The sequence below is a fragment of the Gillisella vitis genome (assembly GCF_021559775.1).
Taxonomy (GTDB): Bacteria; Pseudomonadota; Alphaproteobacteria; order Rhizobiales; family Rhizobiaceae; genus Allorhizobium; species Allorhizobium ampelinum.
Window position 1 is genome coordinate 1,450,314 of the sequence record NZ_CP056047.1, and the last position, 18,654, is coordinate 1,468,967.

At 58.0% G+C, this 18,654-nt stretch carries 26 protein-coding genes; 12 read left to right on the forward strand and 14 right to left on the reverse strand.

Features of this window, described 5'->3' with window-relative positions; genetic code table 11:
* From AVCG78_RS06875 to AVCG78_RS06930, 12 genes are all read right to left on the reverse strand, one after another.
* Nucleotides 1–261: a hypothetical protein gene (locus tag AVCG78_RS06875; RefSeq protein ID WP_071585137.1), complete on the reverse strand. Its 261-nt coding sequence runs from the start codon at nucleotides 259–261 to the stop codon at nucleotides 1–3.
* Nucleotides 262–265: 4 nt separating this feature from the next.
* Nucleotides 266–1,207 (reverse strand): DUF2303 family protein, encoded by a 942-nt coding sequence (locus AVCG78_RS06880; RefSeq protein WP_143049415.1) that lies wholly within the window; start codon nucleotides 1,205–1,207, stop codon nucleotides 266–268.
* A gap of 59 nt (nucleotides 1,208–1,266) precedes the next feature.
* On the reverse strand, nucleotides 1,267–1,611 hold the full coding sequence (locus AVCG78_RS06885) for a hypothetical protein (RefSeq protein ID WP_071585139.1): 345 nt from the start codon (nucleotides 1,609–1,611) through the stop codon (nucleotides 1,267–1,269).
* Nucleotides 1,595–2,011, reverse strand: coding sequence for an HNH endonuclease signature motif containing protein (locus AVCG78_RS06890; protein ID WP_234796162.1), 417 nt, complete (start codon nucleotides 2,009–2,011; stop codon nucleotides 1,595–1,597). Before AVCG78_RS06890 ends, AVCG78_RS06885 begins: the two co-directional genes overlap by 17 nt.
* Before the next feature lie 11 nt (nucleotides 2,012–2,022).
* Nucleotides 2,023–2,499 carry a single-stranded DNA-binding protein gene (locus AVCG78_RS06895; RefSeq protein ID WP_071585141.1) on the reverse strand — a complete coding sequence of 159 codons (477 nt, stop codon included), beginning with the start codon at nucleotides 2,497–2,499 and terminating at the stop codon, nucleotides 2,023–2,025.
* Complete coding sequence (locus AVCG78_RS06900; RefSeq protein ID WP_071585142.1) at nucleotides 2,499–2,744, reverse strand: hypothetical protein; 246 nt, start codon at nucleotides 2,742–2,744, stop codon at nucleotides 2,499–2,501. The genes AVCG78_RS06895 and AVCG78_RS06900 overlap by 1 nt, the downstream gene beginning before the upstream one ends.
* Nucleotides 2,744–2,989 carry a hypothetical protein gene (locus AVCG78_RS06905; RefSeq protein WP_071585143.1) on the reverse strand — a complete coding sequence of 82 codons (246 nt, stop codon included), beginning with the start codon at nucleotides 2,987–2,989 and terminating at the stop codon, nucleotides 2,744–2,746. Before AVCG78_RS06905 ends, AVCG78_RS06900 begins: the two co-directional genes overlap by 1 nt.
* A gap of 18 nt (nucleotides 2,990–3,007) precedes the next feature.
* Nucleotides 3,008–3,706 carry a hypothetical protein gene (locus AVCG78_RS06910; RefSeq protein ID WP_071585144.1) on the reverse strand — a complete coding sequence of 233 codons (699 nt, stop codon included), beginning with the start codon at nucleotides 3,704–3,706 and terminating at the stop codon, nucleotides 3,008–3,010.
* Nucleotides 3,703–4,038 carry a hypothetical protein gene (locus AVCG78_RS06915; protein ID WP_071585145.1) on the reverse strand — a complete coding sequence of 112 codons (336 nt, stop codon included), beginning with the start codon at nucleotides 4,036–4,038 and terminating at the stop codon, nucleotides 3,703–3,705. The genes AVCG78_RS06910 and AVCG78_RS06915 overlap by 4 nt, the downstream gene beginning before the upstream one ends.
* Nucleotides 4,035–4,223, reverse strand: a complete 189-nt coding sequence (locus AVCG78_RS06920) for a hypothetical protein (RefSeq protein ID WP_071585146.1) — start codon at nucleotides 4,221–4,223, stop codon at nucleotides 4,035–4,037. Before AVCG78_RS06920 ends, AVCG78_RS06915 begins: the two co-directional genes overlap by 4 nt.
* Nucleotides 4,224–4,230: 7 nt before the next feature.
* Nucleotides 4,231–4,731, reverse strand: a complete 501-nt coding sequence (locus tag AVCG78_RS06925; RefSeq protein ID WP_071585147.1) for a hypothetical protein — start codon at nucleotides 4,729–4,731, stop codon at nucleotides 4,231–4,233.
* A 301-nt stretch (nucleotides 4,732–5,032) separates the two neighbouring features.
* Nucleotides 5,033–5,878: an XRE family transcriptional regulator gene (locus tag AVCG78_RS06930; RefSeq protein ID WP_156582730.1), complete on the reverse strand. Its 846-nt coding sequence runs from the start codon at nucleotides 5,876–5,878 to the stop codon at nucleotides 5,033–5,035.
* Nucleotides 5,879–5,899: 21 nt separating this feature from the next.
* On the opposite strand from AVCG78_RS06930, the gene AVCG78_RS06935 reads away from it, so the two are divergent.
* The 12 genes from AVCG78_RS06935 (at nucleotide 5,900) to AVCG78_RS06990 (ending at nucleotide 17,013) form a co-directional block, all read left to right on the forward strand.
* Nucleotides 5,900–6,082: a hypothetical protein gene (locus tag AVCG78_RS06935; RefSeq protein ID WP_234796163.1), complete on the forward strand. Its 183-nt coding sequence runs from the start codon at nucleotides 5,900–5,902 to the stop codon at nucleotides 6,080–6,082.
* A gap of 280 nt (nucleotides 6,083–6,362) precedes the next feature.
* Entirely contained in the window at nucleotides 6,363–6,842 is a 480-nt protein-coding gene (locus AVCG78_RS06940; RefSeq protein ID WP_071585149.1) for a hypothetical protein, read from the forward strand.
* Entirely contained in the window at nucleotides 6,839–7,042 is a 204-nt protein-coding gene (locus AVCG78_RS06945; RefSeq protein ID WP_071585150.1) for a hypothetical protein, read from the forward strand. Before AVCG78_RS06940 ends, AVCG78_RS06945 begins: the two co-directional genes overlap by 4 nt.
* Complete coding sequence (locus tag AVCG78_RS06950; RefSeq protein ID WP_071585151.1) at nucleotides 7,039–7,470, forward strand: helix-turn-helix domain-containing protein; 432 nt, start codon at nucleotides 7,039–7,041, stop codon at nucleotides 7,468–7,470. The genes AVCG78_RS06945 and AVCG78_RS06950 overlap by 4 nt, the downstream gene beginning before the upstream one ends.
* The gene (locus tag AVCG78_RS06955) at nucleotides 7,467–10,076 is read left to right on the forward strand and encodes a DNA methyltransferase (protein WP_071585152.1); all 2,610 of its coding nucleotides are present in this window, start codon (nucleotides 7,467–7,469) and stop codon (nucleotides 10,074–10,076) included. The genes AVCG78_RS06950 and AVCG78_RS06955 overlap by 4 nt, the downstream gene beginning before the upstream one ends.
* The gene (locus AVCG78_RS06960; RefSeq protein WP_071585153.1) at nucleotides 10,073–10,534 is read left to right on the forward strand and encodes a hypothetical protein; all 462 of its coding nucleotides are present in this window, start codon (nucleotides 10,073–10,075) and stop codon (nucleotides 10,532–10,534) included. The genes AVCG78_RS06955 and AVCG78_RS06960 overlap by 4 nt, the downstream gene beginning before the upstream one ends.
* Entirely contained in the window at nucleotides 10,531–11,040 is a 510-nt protein-coding gene (locus AVCG78_RS06965; RefSeq protein WP_071585154.1) for a hypothetical protein, read from the forward strand. Before AVCG78_RS06960 ends, AVCG78_RS06965 begins: the two co-directional genes overlap by 4 nt.
* Nucleotides 11,033–11,353, forward strand: coding sequence for a hypothetical protein (locus tag AVCG78_RS06970; protein WP_071585155.1), 321 nt, complete (start codon nucleotides 11,033–11,035; stop codon nucleotides 11,351–11,353). The genes AVCG78_RS06965 and AVCG78_RS06970 overlap by 8 nt, the downstream gene beginning before the upstream one ends.
* A gap of 2 nt (nucleotides 11,354–11,355) precedes the next feature.
* Complete coding sequence (locus AVCG78_RS06975; protein WP_156601544.1) at nucleotides 11,356–13,563, forward strand: DNA cytosine methyltransferase; 2,208 nt, start codon at nucleotides 11,356–11,358, stop codon at nucleotides 13,561–13,563.
* A complete protein-coding gene (locus AVCG78_RS06980) occupies nucleotides 13,560–14,828 on the forward strand; it encodes a hypothetical protein (protein ID WP_071585156.1) in 1,269 nt (422 codons plus the stop codon). Before AVCG78_RS06975 ends, AVCG78_RS06980 begins: the two co-directional genes overlap by 4 nt.
* A gap of 59 nt (nucleotides 14,829–14,887) precedes the next feature.
* On the forward strand, nucleotides 14,888–15,028 hold the full coding sequence (locus AVCG78_RS06985; RefSeq protein ID WP_156582728.1) for a hypothetical protein: 141 nt from the start codon (nucleotides 14,888–14,890) through the stop codon (nucleotides 15,026–15,028).
* Nucleotides 15,025–17,013: a phage/plasmid primase, P4 family gene (locus AVCG78_RS06990; protein WP_156582726.1), complete on the forward strand. Its 1,989-nt coding sequence runs from the start codon at nucleotides 15,025–15,027 to the stop codon at nucleotides 17,011–17,013. Before AVCG78_RS06985 ends, AVCG78_RS06990 begins: the two co-directional genes overlap by 4 nt.
* Before the next feature lie 87 nt (nucleotides 17,014–17,100).
* Here the strand turns inward: AVCG78_RS06990 and AVCG78_RS06995 are convergent, their stop codons facing one another.
* Together AVCG78_RS06995 and AVCG78_RS07000 are read right to left on the reverse strand one after the other, a co-directional pair.
* A complete protein-coding gene (locus AVCG78_RS06995) occupies nucleotides 17,101–17,304 on the reverse strand; it encodes a hypothetical protein (RefSeq protein WP_071585159.1) in 204 nt (67 codons plus the stop codon).
* Complete coding sequence (locus AVCG78_RS07000; RefSeq protein WP_071585160.1) at nucleotides 17,301–18,281, reverse strand: hypothetical protein; 981 nt, start codon at nucleotides 18,279–18,281, stop codon at nucleotides 17,301–17,303. Before AVCG78_RS07000 ends, AVCG78_RS06995 begins: the two co-directional genes overlap by 4 nt.
* Nucleotides 18,282–18,654 lie beyond the last annotated feature (373 nt).

Below are 18,654 nucleotides of genomic sequence, written 5' to 3' on the forward strand. Positions count from 1 at the left end.
TCAGCCTTTCAGCTTATCGCTGGCAAGCTCACCAGCAGTGGTTAAGGTCAGTGGGTTTTGCCCGCCGCGTTTCAGCACCAGTCCGTGGCCGATCAGGGCTTTGATGGTGGCGTCAGTTACGGGAAGGTTCCCCACTCGCCAGTGGCGCCGCGCGCGAACATTGAAGCGATAGAAGCGGATGGCCAGCAGGGCTTCCCGCTGGGCTGGCGTCAGGGTCGCTTTCGGATCGGTCACGGCGGGGTTGCTGGCGAGTGGGGTCATGGTGTTAGACCGTCACTTCCGGCTTGCCTTCATAGGCAGGTAGGTCGGTCTCTTGTTCCGCGCTGTCCAGATCGGCGCGCACCTGGTCGGTGATGTGGATGTCCGGCCGGTAGAGGTGAAAGCTCCAGATCACCGCCCCATTCTTGACGCGGTAGCGCAGGCGCACAGGAATGCGGGCCTTGGTGCCCATGAAGAACGGCGCAATGGAAAGAATGAACAGGCCGGGCACGGAAAGCTTGGCACCGGTAGCGTCCCGATGTTCTTCCTCAAAGGTGATCTGGCCTTCACCGCTTTGCAGGGTGACGTTGTTTTTGACGTTGCTGGCAACGTTGACCTGTAGACCGCGCGAGAGCGTGACCAGCTCATTCGGATAGGCGGTTTTCAAGCTGAACGTGTCCAGGTATTCGTCAATTTCCTGCTGCGTCGGGGCGGACAGATCGGGGATATGATCTTCGATCCACTGCGCAAAGTCTGCCTGGACCATGGGCTCGCCGTTTTGAGCGACCCATGCCTGCCATTCTTCCGACAGCGGGAATGGATATTTGATCCGGTGCTTGCAGTTGTCGGCAGTGCCGCCGCTTTCCGCCTGATGGTAATCGATCACGGCGGTAATGCTGGGGTTCTTCCAGTCGGTTTCGGCGAAAATCACGCTGTCGCTGGTCTTGTGGCGATTGACCAGACTGATGAAGCTTTCCAGCGTTTTGACTTCTGCTGTGCCCAGTTTGACGCGGGGCTTTTCACGGTATTCTTCCAGCAGCGACTTGACGGAAGTCGCCTTGCCGGACTTGCGGTCGATCAATACCGGGATTTGTGACGGCAGGCCGTGAATGGCTTCCGGCAGCTCAACACGCACCAGAGTGGTGCCGGCGTCGTCGGCCATTTCGCGGATGGCGATGATATCGAGGGGCGCGGTCAAGATTACATCGTCTGGGGGTGAGATCGTCATAGTCATGCTCCTTGGGGTTTAAAAGCCTGTGAAATTTGGAAAGCGAAGAGAGGGAAAGGTCAGTTCTGGCGGGCGCCATCGAGGACGCGCGGGCCGCCAAACATGTCGCGCTGGGCCGGATGCTCGGTAGAAAGGGCGCCTTCGTCGGTGGCCCAGAACACGTCGCCGCGGCGTTGAACCTTTGGGATCTTGGTCTTGATCTCGTTGTTGACGGTGACCATGTCGTTGTGCATCTCGAACTTCATGGTGAGCGTGACCTCGCCCTTGAATTTCGTCTTCGGGCTTTCCATCGAGAGATCGCGCAGGAACCCGACAACTTCCTTGAGCTTGGCGGACAGATCCTGGTTCAGCTCTCCATGTTCGAGGATGCCGAGCAGCACGCTGGCTTCATTGATGATTTTCATTAGATTGGTCCTTTCGGCTGTGCCTTCTGGCGTTGCGTTCTGTGCATTTCTGCTTGAACCCAGGGAAATTCAGATTCTCTTTTTGGGTGCCCCACTGGAGGTTGCTGGGCCTGTTGTTCGCCGCGTTCTCATCCAGGTGCATGCATACGGAATCTGCTGATGGTGGTGGCCCGTTGAAGGCTTCGCAAACGAGGCGATGAACCTTGTATGTTTTGCCTTTTAAGACCGTGATGAAGCGAGCTGCGGTCTTTTCCCAGACGCCAAAATGAGGTTCGCCGCCGTATTGCCTCTCTCCTCCATTCGGAAGTCCGGCGACATATGGTGCAACCATGATCCGGCCTTCGCTTGAGGCAAGAAAAGCTGGCGCGCTCGGAACCACTCTCCAGACTTCACCAATCATTGCGAACTCCATCAGAACGGCACCTCGTCATCCATGTCGTCGCGGAAGCCGCGTCCAGCAGGCGCAGCGCGGCTGCCGGTATCGCGGCTTTGGCCGTAATCATCCGGGCTATCGGCGGCGGGCGGGCGGTTGGAAGAGTTGCTGCCCAGCATGGTCAGGATGGCGTTGAAGCCGTTCAGCACGATCTCGGTGCTGTAGCGGTCGTTGCCGCTCTGGTCCTGCCATTTGCGGGTTTGCATCTTGCCCTCGATGTAGACGTGAGCGCCTTTTTTCAGGTACTGCTCGGCAACCTTGCAGAGACCTTCGGTGAAAATCACCACGCTGTGCCACTCGGTCTTTTCCTTGCGGTCACCGGATGTGCGGTCGCGCCAGGTCTCGGATGTGGCAACCCGCAGATTGGCAATCGGCTTACCGTCCTGGGTACGGCGGATCTCCGGATCGGCGCCCAAAAACCCGATAAGAATGACTTTGTTGACGGAACCGGCCATTATGCACCTGCCGTTTCTGCGAACAGGTCACCGACTGCTTTCCTCTCAATGAACATTCTGCATCGCTGATTGATGATGCCGTCTCGCGGGATGAGCATGTGCAAAATGCTGTCGGGATTGTTGCATTCCCGATAATTGAACAGCATGTGGGCCGCCATGACTGGGCAGCCATCGTCGTGGACGCAGCGAGAGCAATGCTCTTCGACGTAGTCCATCCCCTCGGATGCGTTGGAAAAATAGGCCATCACGCACCTGCCTTTTCGGGCATGGCATTTTCTCGATGCAACCGAAGCGTAACGGCGGTGATGTTCTCCGCGACCGCCGCGATCTTCTCGGCGGCCTCTTCAATGTTGCTTGTGTTGGCGAAGATCAAAACCGCCAGAATGCCGCCCAGTGCCATCACTGCGGCTTCAGGGCTCTCATCCTCGACAAACTCACGGATATCGTCCGCAAGCCGGGCGGCGTTGGCGCGAATTTCGCTATCTTCCATTGTAAAAACTCCTCCAGTTCACCGGCTCTTGGCTGGCTTGGAAATATGGGCGAGGTGGGCCAGCCGGCAGGCGTCTATGCGGTCCTGGCCGAGTAGGCGGATGGCGAGTTTGATGAAGGCCTCTTCGGCCTTGGCTGGACCCCATGGGGTGATGGCCCCCTTCAGCTTCGGCTGGCGGTATTTATCGATGGGGTAAAGCTCCTGGCCGCGCAGGAAGAGTGCGCGGGCTTCCGCGCCCAGCATCATCGTGTCCATGGCGTGGACCAGCTTGCGGTCTCCTGATTTCCAGGCGCTTGGCGGTGGCAGGTGCAGAGCGCTGTAAATTGCCGTGTCCCAGCCGTTTTTCAGGGCGGCTATGGCGGTGCGGAAAGCGACGGCCACGCCGATTTCTGCCGTCTGTTGGCGGATCACGGCGGCAATGGCGTCCTGCGCCGGGCGGGTCCAATCGCCCAACAGATATTCATGGCCATCGTGAAACAGAAACAGCGCTGCCAGCATCGAATCTGCGCGCTCATTCAGCAGCGCCTCGGTGCCCATCACGCTATGCTGCGCCACGCTATAGCCGCCAGCCTCCGGAACACCGTTGAACCGGTTGATCCGCGACAGCGCCGACGCCATCTTGTAGACGCAAACCTCGCCGGGGTGCGGCGCAACCAGATCAACGGTCGACCCATCGGCGCGGAAAGATGCGACGGGCGCGCTGGCGAGGCGGGTCATGAGCGATTGTCCAGCGCGGCAGAGAGACGCGCCTGGAGAAATTCGGGCCAGCCGGAATACGTGGCCCTGATTTTGTAGCCGAGGCGATATTCCAAAATGAAATCAGACTTGGCTTCTGGCGATGGCAGATCATAAGCAAAAGCAATAGCTGCCTCGGCTCTAACCGCGCGCCTCCGCAGATCATAATTTTCCTCACGTAGCCGGCTATTGCTGTTCCAGAGCCAGAAAACCAAGCCAACGCATATCAAAATCACCCACAGAACCAGGATGATAAACAAGGAATTGTAGAGTGCGGCGAAGGCATCCTGGAGAGCTGTGAGCATATCGATCATCGCGCCAACTCCATGCCGATCAGCCGGAGCTGGTTACGGATTGTGTCGGGCAGGGTGGCCAGCACATCGATGTCGCTGCGGGTATCCACGTGCGCGCATGGATCAAGTTCGCGGAATGTGCGGACGATGATCATTTTCAGCCGATGGTTCTCGCGGAAAAGGGCGTCTTGCTCTTGCGGTGTCATGGCCGCCTCACGCGCTGCAAGCGATCATGAAGCCGATGGCGAAAGCACAGGGCGACATGAAAGCGATCTGGTGGCGGGCGATGAGGCCCCACGCATCAAATGAAGATTGTGTTTCTTGCGAAATACCTGCCTTTGGTGCAGTATTTTGCACAGGGGCAACGGTTGGGGATTTAAAATGCGAAGACTTATCATCGCCTGTGGCATGGCAATTTGCCATATTTTGCCAGTTCAGGCGGGCGCTCGTGAGAACGCTCTCAATCACATTGCGCAGGCTATGGCTGGTGCGCAAATGTGTGATCGGATCGAGCTGAACACCGGCACAGTTGCCGCGATTGCTTATGTTCATGGCGTTGATATCGCCAGAGACACGCAGGAGTTGACCACGCAAGTCAGGAACCAAATGGCACCATTTCAGGGACAAGACCCTGAGATTGCTTGTGTAGCTGTTTTGATGCTTTACGGGCCAAACGGCATTAATGTGCCGGGCCTTGTCCGTGAAAAATGACATGGTGTTCCCCTTGTTCGCGCCTTGTGCCCGCCGCCCGGTGGATCGTAGGGGCGAAGGCGGCGGGCTGGGGGCTATCCACCGTGTGGTTTCAGTGGATGCGTACAAACGTATGCGTACAAGAGGTTACTGTCAACGCAAAATGCGTACAAAAAACCGTGGATTGCAATAATCACGCGGTAATTGTTGAATTTAAACGGATTTTTCTGTTGATAAGGCACATGAAGGCCACTTGTGCGCATTTTTTTGCGCACAAGTGGCGGAATTCACGTTGCGTTTGTGGTGCGACGCAGCCAGTTCTGTCTTAAAGGCCAAACATTTCGTTTATGCTGAGAACTTTATGAACTGCGATAATGTGGGATGAAGGTATGCTGACCGTCGGTTTTCCATAATTATGTTTGCCGATAACGATTTGCCCACCACGACGGTCCTTAAGGATGCCCAGGGATACAACTTCGCGGCCTTCTTCACCTTTCGAGCGTACAATGACGGTATCGCCGGGCCGCACTGGGCGATCTGGATTGATAAAAATAATGTCTCCCGGATAAAATTGGGGCTGCATGGATTCGCCCTCGACGAAGAGGGAATAAAGTCCCTTGGCGCTGGACATGGCAGGTGGCCGGGCCACGTAATCCACCACTTCATCGCGCAATGCAAAACTGCCGTTGACCAGCGAACCAGCTGCAGAGCCCAGCACAGGCACGTCTTTAGCGGTTGTTGCGGTTGGGGCGGGGCCGACTGATGATCGGCTAAACGCCAGGGTCGTTATGTCTTGCGCAGTTTCGGTCTCGGGAGCCGCGCTTTCTGCTTTGCCGGTGCGAAGCCATGCTTCAGAGCATCCCAGCGCCTCAGCCAACTGATGTAGCGTTTTCTTGCGCGGCACGGCTTTGGGGCGGTCGAACATTACCCGCAGGTAATTTCTGTCCAACCCAGCGGAAACTGAGGCCTCGTTTTCTGAAAGCCCAAGTTCCGTGAGGCGTGCTCTGATTCTAGCCTGTACCGGATTTTCCATGCCGGATTTATCGCCTGCCGATGAAAAAATCGGAATGCGTACATTTGTCTGTTGACTTTCCTGTTTTTTGTACGCAGTTTGTACGCCATGAAGATGAGAAATCAGATCATTGTTGTCGCCGACCTCTACGCCGCTCATTGCGGCGTATCGAGGAAGACGGTGTCTTGGCAAGTGCTGAGCCGTAGCACGAAGCTGGATAACATTGTTGACGGTGGCGACATTACCACCGGCATTTTCGAACGGGCCATGCAGTGGTTTTCCGACCGTTGGCCGGATGATCTGGTCTGGCCGGATGGTATCACCCGTCCGCAGCCCGCTCTCATTCCGGAGGCTGCCGAATGACTTGTCAGCCTCCTTTCCGTTCCTCCCGCGCCGGGTCTGGTCGTTTCCCGGTGCCATCTTGCCGCCGGATTGGGGGGTGTTCCCGGTCGTTGTGCGGCTCTCCTGCCGGGGCTGGGGGCTCCCGGTTTCGGCAGGAGGATTTATCTGGGTCATATCTGCCTCGAAAATGAGTGAAAGCTAAAGTTAAGTCCCTGTTTCTGTTGCGGTTCTAGCCGCCCGCGCGGGGCAATTCACGAAAACAAATCGGCGAAAAATATCCTTGACTTCCGGGGAGGGAAAAGTGCGCGCAATTAACAAAGATCAGGCCGCCGCCTTGAAGGGCGCTACCCGCCGTGCAGTCCAGATGGCGGGCACGGCGGAATGCTTTCAGCACACGACCCGCGTCGGCAAGGCGCCGCTGTCCAACTATGCCAGCACGTCCGAAGACAACGCGGAAAAATTCATGCCGCTCGATATCGTGTTGGAAGCGGACCTTGAGGCTGGATCGCCTGTCATCACCGAACAGCTCGCCCGTTTGCAGGGCTATCGGCTGGTGAAGGACGAGCCGGAGGCGGCACCCGCCAGCCTGGACCTGATCGATTTGCTGAAAATGGACAGTGTGGTCTCGGCGCTGAAACAGGTGGTTGTCGAGGCCCTCGACGAAAACGGCTCCGGTGGCCGGTCGATCACCACAGGCGAGGGTCGAGACATCGGCCGCGAGGGCGAAAAGCTGATCAGGAATATCCGTGAGATCATGCGGAAAGCGGGGGCAGGGCTATGACCCCGGTTGAACAGAAGCTCCACGATGCCCGCCGTCGCCATGACCATGATATCAACGTTGCCGCCTTTGCGCCCAGCCCGCCGATGGATCGGCGCACCTGCCGGGAGTGTGGATCGGCGCTGACGATTGCCGAGGTAATCGAAAAGCACTGCATCCGTTGCGCGGACATAGTCGCGGAAGTCCGGAGGGAGCTGCTGTGAAAAGCCTTGTCGTTTCCTTTCAGGACCGCAAGGTCATGACGTTTCTGGATGCCCAGGCCGCCCGGTTTAATTGCTCGCCGCGTCATGTGGTGCTGGCGCTGACCAAGGCGATTGCCAAAAGCGATCTGGTCGATGCTGTTCTGGACGGCGAAACGCCGCAAGAGCTTTGCCCCAACGCCCGCCTGACCCGGCATAATCAGCCGCTTGGATTGCGGCAAAAGAAGGTGCTCGACTGGTTTTTGACCCAGCCGGGGCGAGAAGTGCGCATTGGTGCCAAACGTCTGGCCCGCCAAATCGGTATCGGCCCGGACGTGGCGGCGCAGGTGATGATCAGCCTTCGCAAGGCCGGCTACCTCACTGTGGTCGAAAAGGGAAAGCCTGGCGGACCGGCGACACTTTATAAGGTCAATGGGGGTGACGTGGCATGAACTACGTCGATTTCCTTAAAAACAAAGTCCAGATGGCCCCGCAAGGCGGGTTTGATGTCTCGTTGGACGAAATCAATCCCATTCTCCTGCCGCATCAGAAGGCGATGGTCGTATGGGCCTGCCGTGGTGGACGGCGCGCAGTGTTCGCCAAGTTCGGGCTTGGCAAGTCCGTTATACAAATCGAGATCCTGCGCATCATCACCGCCAGGTTTGGCGGTCGCGGGCTGATCGTTACGCCGCTTGGTGTGCGGCAGGAATTTCGCCGCGATGCGCATATGCTGGCAACCGGCGATCACCCACGCATTACCGATGCGCAGCGCGCCGAGCTGCGGGCCTGGCAGGCTGGTCGGCCTGATCGTATCCCCACGCTTGAATTCATCCGGTCGATTGATGATGCCGGTGCCACCGGCCTCTACATGACCAATTACGAGACGGTGCGCGATGGGAAACTGGACCCGCATCAGTTTGATGCTGTCAGCCTCGACGAAGCGTCGTGTCTGCGCGGCTTTGGTGGTTCCAAGACGTTCCGCGAATTCATGCGGTTGTTCGATGGGGTGCGCTTCAAGTTTGTTGCCACGGCCACGCCAAGCCCCAACCAGTTCATTGAGCTTCTGGCCTATTCGGCCTTTCTCGAAATCATGGATGTCGGGCAAGCAAAGACCAGGTTCTTCAAGCGTAATTCCGAAAAAGCCGACAGCCTGACCATCCACCCACACAAGCAGCGTGAATTCTGGCTGTGGGTGGCAAGCTGGGCGCTGTTTGTGCAGAAGCCTTCCGACCTCGGCTTTTCCGATGAGGGTTACGACCTGCCAGCCATGGTGGTGCATTGGCACGAATTGCCTGCCGACCATGCTAGCGCCGGTGCGGAAAAGAATGGCCAGTCCCGGCTGTTTCGCAATGCCAGTGCATCGCTGTCGGATGCGGCGCGCGAAAAGCGTGACAGCCTGCCGGTGCGGATCGCCAAACTGATGGAATTGCGGGCGGAAAACCCCGATGCGCACCGGCTGATCTGGCACGATCTGGAAGCCGAGCGGCTTGCCATCGAGGCGGCAATTCCAGGCATTGCCACCGTTTACGGTAGCCAGGATCTCGACGCGCGCGAAGAGACGATCTGCGCCTTTTCCGATGGGCGGTTGCCGGAACTGGCGGGCAAGCCGTCGATGCTCGGGTCCGGCCCGAACTTTCAATATCACTGCTGGTGGGAAATCTTCCTCGGCATTGGCTTCAAGTTCAACGACTTCATCCAGGGCGTCCACCGCATCTACCGCTTCATGCAGGACCACGAGGTGCGCCTCGACCTCATCTACACGGAGGCCGAGCGGCCGGTGCGAGACAATCTGCAAGAAAAATGGCAGCGCCACGAGGAGCAGATGCAAATCATGACCGATATCATCAAGGAATACGGCCTTTCCAGCGCCGCCATGGCCGCCACGCTGCAACGCTCGCTTGGCGTCGACCGAATCGAGGTTTCCGGCGACGGTTACCGGCTGATCAACAATGATTGTGTGCTGGAAACCCAGATGATGGCCGCCGACAGCGTCGACCTGATCGTCACCTCCATTCCGTTTTCGACCCAATACGAATATTCGCCGAATTACTGCGATTTCGGCCATACCGACGATAACGATCATTTCTGGCAACAGATGGATTTCCTCATTCCCGAACTGCTGCGGGTTCTGTCACCGGGCCGGATTGCCGCCATTCATGTAAAGGACAGGATTGTGCCGGGTGGCCTGACGGGGCTTGGTTTCCAGACCGTCTATCCGTTCTCGGATGATTGCGTTGCCCGCTTCAAGCAGCATGGCTTTGCCTTCCTGTCCCGCAAGACCATCACGACAGATGTGGTGCGGGAAAACAACCAGACCTATCGGCTCGGCTGGTCCGAGCAGTGCAAGGATGGCAGCCGGATGGGCAATGGCATGCCGGAATATCTGCTGATCTTCCGCAAACCACCCTCCGATGCCTCAAACGGCTATGCTGATCGGCAGGTGAAGAAGGACAAGCGCCAATGGAGCGGCGCCGATGGTGCATGGTCGAATGAGACTGGCTATTCCCGCGCCCGGTGGCAGCTCGATGCGCATGGTTTCATGCCAAGTTCCGGCAACCGGTTGCTGACCATCCAGGATCTGGCCGGGCTGGAGCATCATCAGATCTTCAAGCTCTGGAAGCGCTACTCTCTCGATTCGGTCTACGATTTCGAGCATCATGTGAAGATTGCCGAGGTGCTTGAAGAGCGGGGCATGCTGCCCTCGACCTTCATGCTGTTGCCGCCGCATTCCAAGCATAACGATGTCTGGACCGATATCACCCGCATGTTGTCCATGAACACGTTGCAGGCGCAGGCAGGCAAGGAAATGCACCTCTGCCCGCTGCAATTCGACATCGTCGACCGGGCTATCAGCCAATATACCGAGCCGGGTGAAACGATATTCGATCCGTTTGGCGGGTTGATGACGGTGCCTTACCGGGCCATCAAACTCGGTCGTAAGGGCATCGCGACTGAATTGAACCCGGCCTATTTTCTCGACGGCTGCAAATATGTCGAGGCGGCGGCCCGCGATATGGCGATGCCCAACCTGTTTGACCTGCTGGAGGCGGCCCAGTGATCAGCGCCAGCAGCAAACCACCGGCCGCGCCGGGTCTCTACGTCGTCACCAACTGCCCGCAGGCGGCGGCCATCGATCTCTTTCATTGCGATCTGGAGTTGGTGCCCGCATGGGCGCGGATCGTCAGTGATGTTGGCGACCTTGCGGCGATCCCGACCAATGCCAAGGTTATGGCGCTTTGGTTTGGGCCGATAGGCATTCACCTCCATCAGCGGAGCATGATCGAGCAGGAATGGCGCGAAGAGCGGCGGCGGCGCTCATTCAATGATGATTTCGGAGCGCATGAGGCCGCGTTGAAGGCCTGGCATGACAAGCGGTGGGCCGTCGATGCTCCTGCCATGACAGCGGAACCGCCACCCGCACCCTCCGCGTCGGTTCCGCCTTCCTCCCTTCCTGCGGTCTGTCAGCCTGATCGGGCCGCGCCGTCTTCCCTTCCCAGAAAATCGAGGTGGTCATGACATCCATTGCCCTTTTCAGCGACAAAACCCCCGCAACGATGTCACCGCAAACCTTTGCCGACCTGAGTGAAGCGGACAAGACCTTGTTTGCCCGCCTGATGCGCGAGCGCGCGGTGTTCAAGACAGATGTGGAAGAGGCGACAGGCCTGCCATTCGCAGAGATCCACGCACTTTGCGAGAAAGATCACCGTCCGTTGGTTTTGAATGAGGGTGACACCACAGGCTGGGGTCGGGGCCAGGACGAAGGCGACCTTTCGGGGCCAGCCCTCAAGCTTTTGACGCTGATGCAACAAGCCGGTGGCCCGGTGGCAATGCCACAGGCTGAAATGGAGCGGCAGGCCGGTCTGGCGGCGCGCTCTTCCCGGTGGATTTTGGAAAGTCTGAAAGGTCGCGGGCTGATCGTCTGCCTGCGCCGGGGCAAGGGGTCTCGACAGGCCACATGGTCGATCACGGACGCGGGCCGCGAGGCGCTGGCCGCTTCATTGGCGGAGGCGGCCGATGCGTGAGAAGCAAAAAGTCACCCTGATCATCGCGCCCAGCCGGGAAGCGGCCGGGCTCACGCTGGACGCCTGGCGTGTGCCGCGTGGCCGCCTTGGCGATGGCCGTGCGCTGCGCGTCATCACCTGCCCGGAAGGCTTGCGAGGCTGGCATGAAGGCACGGCCTGCCTGATCGATTTCAACCTGTTTGGCCGGGACGACGTGCGGCTGAAGGATCTTGCCCAAAGCCTGCTGACCCACGGTCGGCTGAGGCGAATCGGGTTCAAGGAATTGCGCGAATTGCGTGGGGAGCACGGTTCCCGTGGGGAGGTGGTATCATGAATATGAGCTTTTTGCCGGACGATTTCCGCGCCTCGACCTCCACGCCTGCATTGACCGCTGGTCGCCCGATGATCGTTGATAGCTTTGCTGGAGGCGGCGGTGCATCCACCGGCAGTGAAATGGCTTTGGGCCGATCACCGGACATTGCCATCAACCACAATCCGGCGGCGCTGGCGCTGCATGCGGCCAACCACCCGGAGACATTGCATCTTTCCGAAAATGTCTATCGCGTCGATCCGCTCGACCACATGCGCGGTAAGCATATCGGGCTGATGCATTTCAGTCCCGATTGCAAACATTTCTCCAAGGCCAAGGGCGGCAAGCCAGTCGAGCGGAATATCCGTGATCTCGCCTGGATCATTCCCGGCTGGATCGAACGTATCCAGAAAAGCGGCGGCAAAGTTGATGTCGTCACCATGGAAAATGTCGAGGAGTGGAAGGATTGGGGGCCGTTGCTGCAAACCGAAAAGGGCCTGATGCCCGATCCGGAACGGCGTGGCGAAACCTTCGCTGCCTGGAGCAAAGCCATCAAGAAGCTCGGCGGCAAGATGGAATTCCGTGAAATCCGGGCTTGTGACTTCGGCGCACCGACAATCCGCAAGCGGTTGTTTCTGGTTATTCGGTTTGATGGCAAGCCGATTGTATGGCCAGAGCCAACGCACGGCGCACCTGGTGATCCCGACGTTATCTCGGGCAAGAAACAGCCATGGCGCACGGCGGCAGAATGCATTGACTGGTCGCTGCCATGCCCGTCGATATTCGATAGTGCCGATGACATCATGGTCAAGCATCGCCTTCGGGCGGTGCGGCCTCTGGCAGATGCCACGATGGCCCGTGTGGCGAGGGGCATGAAGCGCTATGTTCTCGATGCCGAACGGCCATTCCTTGTCAATCTGACCCATGGCGCCCGCCTTGAAGATGTCGATGACCCGTTCAAAACGATTACGGGCGCGAACCGTGGTGAAAAGGCAGTCGTTGCACCGCATCTGGTGTCTGTTGCCCACGGATATAGCGGCGGAAGGCGGGAATATCCGCTGGATGATCCAATGGGCACCGTCACCAGCGGCGGGATTTCCCATGCGGTTGTTGCCCCGCATCTCGCGTCTTATTACAGCCACACCGATGGACGGTCGGAGCGCGTGTCCGATCTTTCTCAGCCGATTGCGACGATCCCAACTGAAAATCGGCATTCGCTAATCGCGCCGCATGTCATGACCATGCGCAACTCAGGCAAGCCTTTCAATGGCGCAGATGAGCCGACCCATACGATAACCGCCGGTGGCGCTGGCCTTTCCGTTGTCGCCCCTGTCTTGACCCACGCGCAACAGGGTGGCGCTGTCCGGCCCATTGATGCGCCGCACCACACAATCTGCGCCAGCGCGAAAGACCAGAATGCCGTCATCATCCCGTCGCTGGTCGGTTGCGGTGGCCGCGCTGGTCAAAGCCGCCCGCGCAGCGGTGATGAGCCAACGGCGACAATAACCACCAAGGCGGATGCCTGCGTTGCCGCGGCGTTCATTGCCCAGCACAATAATGACAGCCGCCGCAAAGGTGGCGTCAACCCGGGCCGGGCGGCTGATGAGCCGCTTTCAACCGTGACGCAGACCGGCGCGCAACAGGGCGCGGTTTCGGCATTCATTGCCCGCCAGTTCGGAACGTCCACCGGCCACGGCATTGATGAGCCTGCGGCGACCGTCATGGCGGATGGTGGCGGTAAATCGCAACTGGTGGCGCCATATCTCCAGAAATATTACGGGACAGGTGACGGCGCTCGCCTCGACGACGCAATGCATACCGTGACGGTCAAAGACCGCTTCGGTCATGTCGAGGCAGGTATGTCAGTGCCGCCATTCACGGTCGATCAGGAAGACCGGGCGCGCCAGGTCGCCGCCTTTCTGCGGTCCTACGGTTTCTGGGATGAGCGGGAATTCGTCACCCTTGATATTGGCGAACAGACCTATGTCGTCGTCGATATCGGCATTCGCATGCTGACCCCGCGCGAGCTTTACAATGCGCAGGGTTTCCCGCCCGATTACGTCATTGATGGCGGGTGGACAGTCCCCGAATCGGGTGGCGACCCTGTATGGGTCAGTTTTCCGAAGAGTGTGCAGGTGTCATGCGTCGGTAACAGCGTTTCGCCGCCGCCCTATGCGGCTATCGTCGCGGCAAATTGCCCGGAACTGATGGTTTGGCGCGAGGCTGCCGAATGACCAGCCCCATCATCGACGACTTCGTCACCCGTGCCCGTGATGTTACCGTATCGGAGGCCGCTGACCGGCTCGGGATCAGCGAAACCAAAGGCCGCACCGAATATCAGGGACCGTGCCCGCGCTGCCATGATGGCAAGGATCGGTTTTCCGTCAACCGCACCAAGAATGTCTTCAATTGCCGCACCTGTGGCGGCGGGCGTGACGGGATTGGTCTGGCCGCTGTCTGGCGCGATCTCGATCTGCGCAACCGTGCTGAATTTCTGATGGCCTGCGGCCATGCCTTGGGCGAGACGGTGCCAGCCGAGGGCGAGCAGGAAACGGAAGAGCAGCGCCTTGCCCGCGAACAGCGAGCGGCGGATAGCCGCGCCAAGGCCGATAAGAAGCGGGCCGAAAACGATGCCAAGGCCGATAAGGAGCGCCAGAAGGCCATTACCCTCGGGCGCAACCTCTGGCTCAATGCGCTGGATTGCCTTGCCGCTGGCCAGCGTGAGGCGGAAGGCTATGCGCTGATCCGCCGGTACCTGCGGCTTCGCACCGGCTTCTGGCCGCATGATGGTGTGTTCGAGCATATCCGCTTCCTGCCTCGCGCCACCTATTACCACGGCCAGGATGAGCTTGGCCGGGTGGCCGCTCTCTATACCGGTCCGGCGCTGTCCGTGCCCTTCGTCAATCTCGAAGGCCGGATCACCGGCAGCCAGCAGATATGGATTGATCTCGCCAACAAACCGAAATTCCGCCCGCAACTGATCGATGCCGAGGGTAAGCCGCTGTCATCCAAAAAGATGCACGGCGCCAAGAAAGGCTCGATCCTGCCGGTGTTTGGCAGTCCGGAGGCTACGCGCTGGGTGGTGGGCGAGGGGATCGAAAACCCCGCCGCATGGGCTGGGCCGGAAGGCTGGCGCGAAGACACGTTCTACCTCGCCGCCGGCGACATCGGTAATCTCGCCGGTCCGCGTGACCCCGCCTCGGATTTCAAACACCCGACGCTGAAAAATCAGGACAGCGCCGGACGCTGGCGCCGCGTCAACGTCCAGGGACCGGCGCCAAAGCCCGACCTTGAGCCGAACGAGGCCATGCAGGTGCCTGCCCATGTGACCGAGCTGCTGGTGCTGGCCGATGGCGATAGCGAACCGGTGCAAACCGCCGCCTGCCTCGCCCGCATGTCCTCCCGCCTGAAGCGGCCGGGCTTGGATATTCAGATCCAGTTCCCGCCCCAAGGGACCGATTTTTCAGAAGCCTTTGCCGCCGTGCGAGGGGAGGAATGATGATGCTAAATCCACTCAAATGGTTCGGCGCTCGATATTGGCTATTTATGATCCCCTTTATGGCCGGATCATTTGCCAATGGCTTCAAGGTTGCATGGTTTGGGTTCTGGCCTGCGGTTGGGGTCGTTTTGGCCGTCACCTTGATGGCTGTCGCGCTGTTTCGCTTCATCCTTGATCGCTACTGGACACGCAAGCCATGACAGAGCCGAAAAAACCGGACCTGCCGGAATCTGTCCGCAAGATATTGGAAGACGCCGAGGCGCAGCGGCGGGCCTATGCTGGCCGCCCGGACCCTCTGCCTATTGATGAGCCGGAACCGGATGAGGATGTCCTAGAACTGTCTGGGCCGGAAATCCTCGAAGAATGCGCGGCCCTGCCAGAAACCGACATCGGCAATGCCAACCGGCTGCTGACCCGATACGGCCGGTTTTTGCGCCATGTGACACATGTGGGCTGGCACGGGTTCGATGGTCAGCGCTGGATGGAGGATGCATCCGGCGCCGTGGTGCGCCGTTTCGCTCATCGCACCGCCGAGCTGATCGATGATGAGGCGATCCTGTTGGATTGTTCGTCCAAGGAACAGGCTGCCATCGAGGCCGGGCGCGATGCGGCGAAAAAATTGCAGGACATGGGCCGCCCGCCAACCGTGCGCGAAGCCGTCGACGATGATCGACTGGCGGAATTGAACGGTTTGATCGCCGATATGAAGGAAGCCGAACGGGAAAAGGTCATGATGGGCACCCCGAAAGCCGAATGGCCGGAGGAAGCCCATGTGCAGCATCAGAAAATCAAGGATCGGATCAAAACCGGCCAGCAGGCGGAACGCGCGCGCCGCAAGATGGTGGATGCCACGTCCTCCTGGACACCAGAGCAATATGCCGAATATGCCGAACTGGAAAAGATGGTCGACGCCATGGATGAGGTGGAAGAGGGGCGGCGTGGCCGCATGTCTTCCCGCCACAGCCATGCCAAGAGCGCGGCCGGGACATCCAAAATCGACAACATGCTGAAAGAGGCGGTGCCTTATTGCTCGCTTGATGTGAAGGATCTGAATACCGATCTCTACGCCATCAATTGCCAGAGCGGCACGCTGCGGTTTTACTGCCGGGTGGTTGAGGGCGTGCGGCGCTGGAAAATCCGGATGGACAAGCATCAGCCGGAAGATCTGATTTCCAAGATGGCAGAAGTGGATTTCACGCCAGACGACGATTGCCCGACATTTCGCAACTTCCTGAAACAGGTGATGCCGAATGTCGAATATCGCAACTTTCTGCAACGCTATCTCGGTTATTGCCTGCTGGGCATGACAGGCGAGCAGTGCCTGCTGTTTTTCTACGGCGCGGGCCGCAATGGCAAATCCACCTTCGTGGACTTGATGGTGGATATACTGGCGGATTATGCCGCATCCATGTCGATTGATAGTTTCGCTGGCGAAAAGCGCCGATCCGGCGCCGAGGCCACGCCCGATCTGGCCCGCCTTCCCGGCGTGCGCCTGGTGGCGGCCTCGGAGCCAGAAATGGGCGTGCAGCTCAAGGACGCGCTGATCAAATCCCTGACCGGCGGCGAACCGCTCCCGGTGCGAAAGCTCAACCAGGACTTCTTCGAGCTGATCCCGCAATTCAAAATCATCCTGTCGGGCAACCATAAGCCGATCATCAAGGACGATTCTGACGGCATATGGCGCCGCGTAAAACTGGTGCCGTGGGAAATCCAGATACCGGAAGAGGACGTAGACCGCGACCTGCCGCGCAAATTGCGCGAGGAGCGCAACGGCATATTCGCCTGGATGGTGGCGGGGGCGATTTCCTATCTGGAAGGTGGGTTGCAGGAACCTCAGGGCATTAAGGACGCAACGTCGGAATATCGTGAGGAAAGCGATCCGATCGGTTCATTCATCCGCCATGCATGCATCGTGAGTGGTGACCCCAATGACAAAGCCTTCCCGCCCGAATTATTCGCTGCATACCAACGCTACGCGAAAATGGAAGGCTTGGCAGAATTCCATAGCAACACCTTCAATAAGCGCCTGCCGGATCGGGCCAAAAAGACGTGGCGTGGGCCGGACGGGTCAATGAAGCAGTTCGTGAAGATGCATTCGAATGGAACGGTCTATACCGGGATTTACATCAAAACAGAATGGCGGCCAGAGGCGCCAGAAGGCAGCAACTACGAGCCATTTCAATGAAGCTGACGGCATCCCATCATATTGATAATAAAAAGCCGCCAATATGGCGGCTTTGCAATTCACTTGAGTCTATAGGGATTGCGATAGTCAGCGAAATCGAAAGCCGTTCACGGCCATAGGCGGACGTATCATCATCCTTGATCTTTGCAGCATCAGATCGTTGAATTTCTCCAAATCTTCCTTTGCTGCATCGTCGCTTATGATTTTCGCGACCAGCTCTTCAGATTCCCTGTCTATCAATGACTCTATGGACTCTTCGAAGCCGATATGGGGTTTCATAGCTAAGCTCATTTTACTACCTCCCGAGAATCAACTTTATGCTCCTTGATGCCTTTTTCAAGCTTTCGTCTGATCGAAATCGACGCTGCGACCATTTTAGCCAGCGCCCTTACGGCTTCAATTGGCTTAACCCCTGCTTCTGGTGCCAAATTAAAATGTCGAGGCTCATTAGAAGTCGCAATCGCAATTCCCCAAGGCTTTTGGTCGCTTTCGACATGAATTGGAACAAGAGCCATTGACACGTATCGTTCTGTATCATGGTTTTTGTTTAAGTGCTGCGGCGCTCCAAGCACGCTGGCAACGGCCGGATCATTGGCATCTTCGATCACAACCTCTTTAAGATTAGTGTAAGCCAATCCTAAAAAACCTGCGCCGGCAGGCCATGCCCTCGCCTTGGAGATATCGCATTCGATCGCCCTTAACTTTTGTACGAGGCAGAGTTCTTCTCCGCCATCCTCTTTGACGCAGGCCTTATATATGCCAACGGTCCATTGATGGTGCGTTTCAAATCCCAGTGCCATGGGTAGGCAAGGTTGGGTAGCGAGGAGGATGCGATCAGCTAAATCAGCCTCCTCAAACTTGCTGAAGTCCATCCTCTCTAAAGCGTGGGCCATCAAATAAGTCGATAAATACGCGTTTGCCGCCCGACGCATGTCTGCTTCGTAAAGAGCATAGAGGCTCCGACCCGACTCGAGCTGCGCCTCTAGATCTTTTGCTTCTTGAAGTGCAGCTCTTGCGATCATCAGGTGTTCTGGCGCATTTCTGTCAGTGAAAAGAGCATATAGGCCACCCATGACGGCAAGTACGCTTGCGGCGATCCCTACTATTTGAGATGTTGAAGGCAATCCGTTCGGCCAGTCAGTGAACTGGCAAAGCGTTGCTACCCCGCCGGCGATTACCAGAAAGACAAGCTTCATAGCTTTTGCCCCGCGCGCAGCGTCTTTCAAATATTGCCCGATAGACCGGTCTAAATTTTCGATAGTCTCCATTTTCCCCTCTTCCGCCAAGCCGTGGGCGGCTGGATCAAATCCAATTGATTTCAGCGAGAACGCCGCAGCTATCCGGCAGCAAAAAAACTGCGGCAATCGCCGCTGGAATGCGTTGCATCTGAAATGTCCCCTTGCCCCCAATGGCAAGGGATAGTTGCAACATTAGGTATGGCTTGTCTAGTCTTTGGGGAATGACCTAGTCGGCGCTCCGCCACCAAAAGAGCGAGATTGTTGTCTCTCTCACGTCAACACTGCTTTTCGTTGCCTGGATGATAAATGTCATGCCTAGAAGAATGAGCATTGGTAGTTTTGCGTTCGTTCCGTTGAGGATGAAAATTTCGACGGTCTCTACCTTGTTTCTCTTGCATTCTCT

What these genes read in the sequence shown, in the direction of transcription:
- AVCG78_RS06875 (WP_071585137.1), bottom strand. Translation starts at nt 261, where the DNA reads ATGACCCCACTCGCCAGCAACCCCGCCGTGACCGATCCGAAAGCGACC.
- AVCG78_RS06880 (WP_143049415.1), bottom strand. Translation starts at nt 1,207, where the DNA reads ATGACGATCTCACCCCCAGACGATGTAATCTTGACCGCGCCCCTCGAT.
- AVCG78_RS06885 (WP_071585139.1), bottom strand. Translation starts at nt 1,611, where the DNA reads ATGAAAATCATCAATGAAGCCAGCGTGCTGCTCGGCATCCTCGAACAT.
- AVCG78_RS06890 (WP_234796162.1), bottom strand. Translation starts at nt 2,011, where the DNA reads ATGATTGGTGAAGTCTGGAGAGTGGTTCCGAGCGCGCCAGCTTTTCTT.
- AVCG78_RS06895 (WP_071585141.1), bottom strand. Translation starts at nt 2,499, where the DNA reads ATGGCCGGTTCCGTCAACAAAGTCATTCTTATCGGGTTTTTGGGCGCC.
- AVCG78_RS06900 (WP_071585142.1), bottom strand. Translation starts at nt 2,744, where the DNA reads ATGGCCTATTTTTCCAACGCATCCGAGGGGATGGACTACGTCGAAGAG.
- AVCG78_RS06905 (WP_071585143.1), bottom strand. Translation starts at nt 2,989, where the DNA reads ATGGAAGATAGCGAAATTCGCGCCAACGCCGCCCGGCTTGCGGACGAT.
- AVCG78_RS06910 (WP_071585144.1), bottom strand. Translation starts at nt 3,706, where the DNA reads ATGACCCGCCTCGCCAGCGCGCCCGTCGCATCTTTCCGCGCCGATGGG.
- AVCG78_RS06915 (WP_071585145.1), bottom strand. Translation starts at nt 4,038, where the DNA reads ATGATCGATATGCTCACAGCTCTCCAGGATGCCTTCGCCGCACTCTAC.
- AVCG78_RS06920 (WP_071585146.1), bottom strand. Translation starts at nt 4,223, where the DNA reads ATGACACCGCAAGAGCAAGACGCCCTTTTCCGCGAGAACCATCGGCTG.
- AVCG78_RS06925 (WP_071585147.1), bottom strand. Translation starts at nt 4,731, where the DNA reads ATGTCATTTTTCACGGACAAGGCCCGGCACATTAATGCCGTTTGGCCC.
- AVCG78_RS06930 (WP_156582730.1), bottom strand. Translation starts at nt 5,878, where the DNA reads ATGAGCGGCGTAGAGGTCGGCGACAACAATGATCTGATTTCTCATCTT.
- AVCG78_RS06945 (WP_071585150.1), top strand. Translation starts at nt 6,839, where the DNA reads ATGACCCCGGTTGAACAGAAGCTCCACGATGCCCGCCGTCGCCATGAC.
- AVCG78_RS06955 (WP_071585152.1), top strand. Translation starts at nt 7,467, where the DNA reads ATGAACTACGTCGATTTCCTTAAAAACAAAGTCCAGATGGCCCCGCAA.
- AVCG78_RS06965 (WP_071585154.1), top strand. Translation starts at nt 10,531, where the DNA reads ATGACATCCATTGCCCTTTTCAGCGACAAAACCCCCGCAACGATGTCA.
- AVCG78_RS06970 (WP_071585155.1), top strand. Translation starts at nt 11,033, where the DNA reads ATGCGTGAGAAGCAAAAAGTCACCCTGATCATCGCGCCCAGCCGGGAA.
- AVCG78_RS06975 (WP_156601544.1), top strand. Translation starts at nt 11,356, where the DNA reads ATGAGCTTTTTGCCGGACGATTTCCGCGCCTCGACCTCCACGCCTGCA.
- AVCG78_RS06980 (WP_071585156.1), top strand. Translation starts at nt 13,560, where the DNA reads ATGACCAGCCCCATCATCGACGACTTCGTCACCCGTGCCCGTGATGTT.
- AVCG78_RS06985 (WP_156582728.1), top strand. Translation starts at nt 14,888, where the DNA reads ATGGCCGGATCATTTGCCAATGGCTTCAAGGTTGCATGGTTTGGGTTC.
- AVCG78_RS06990 (WP_156582726.1), top strand. Translation starts at nt 15,025, where the DNA reads ATGACAGAGCCGAAAAAACCGGACCTGCCGGAATCTGTCCGCAAGATA.
- AVCG78_RS06995 (WP_071585159.1), bottom strand. Translation starts at nt 17,304, where the DNA reads ATGAGCTTAGCTATGAAACCCCATATCGGCTTCGAAGAGTCCATAGAG.
- AVCG78_RS07000 (WP_071585160.1), bottom strand. Translation starts at nt 18,281, where the DNA reads ATGGAGACTATCGAAAATTTAGACCGGTCTATCGGGCAATATTTGAAA.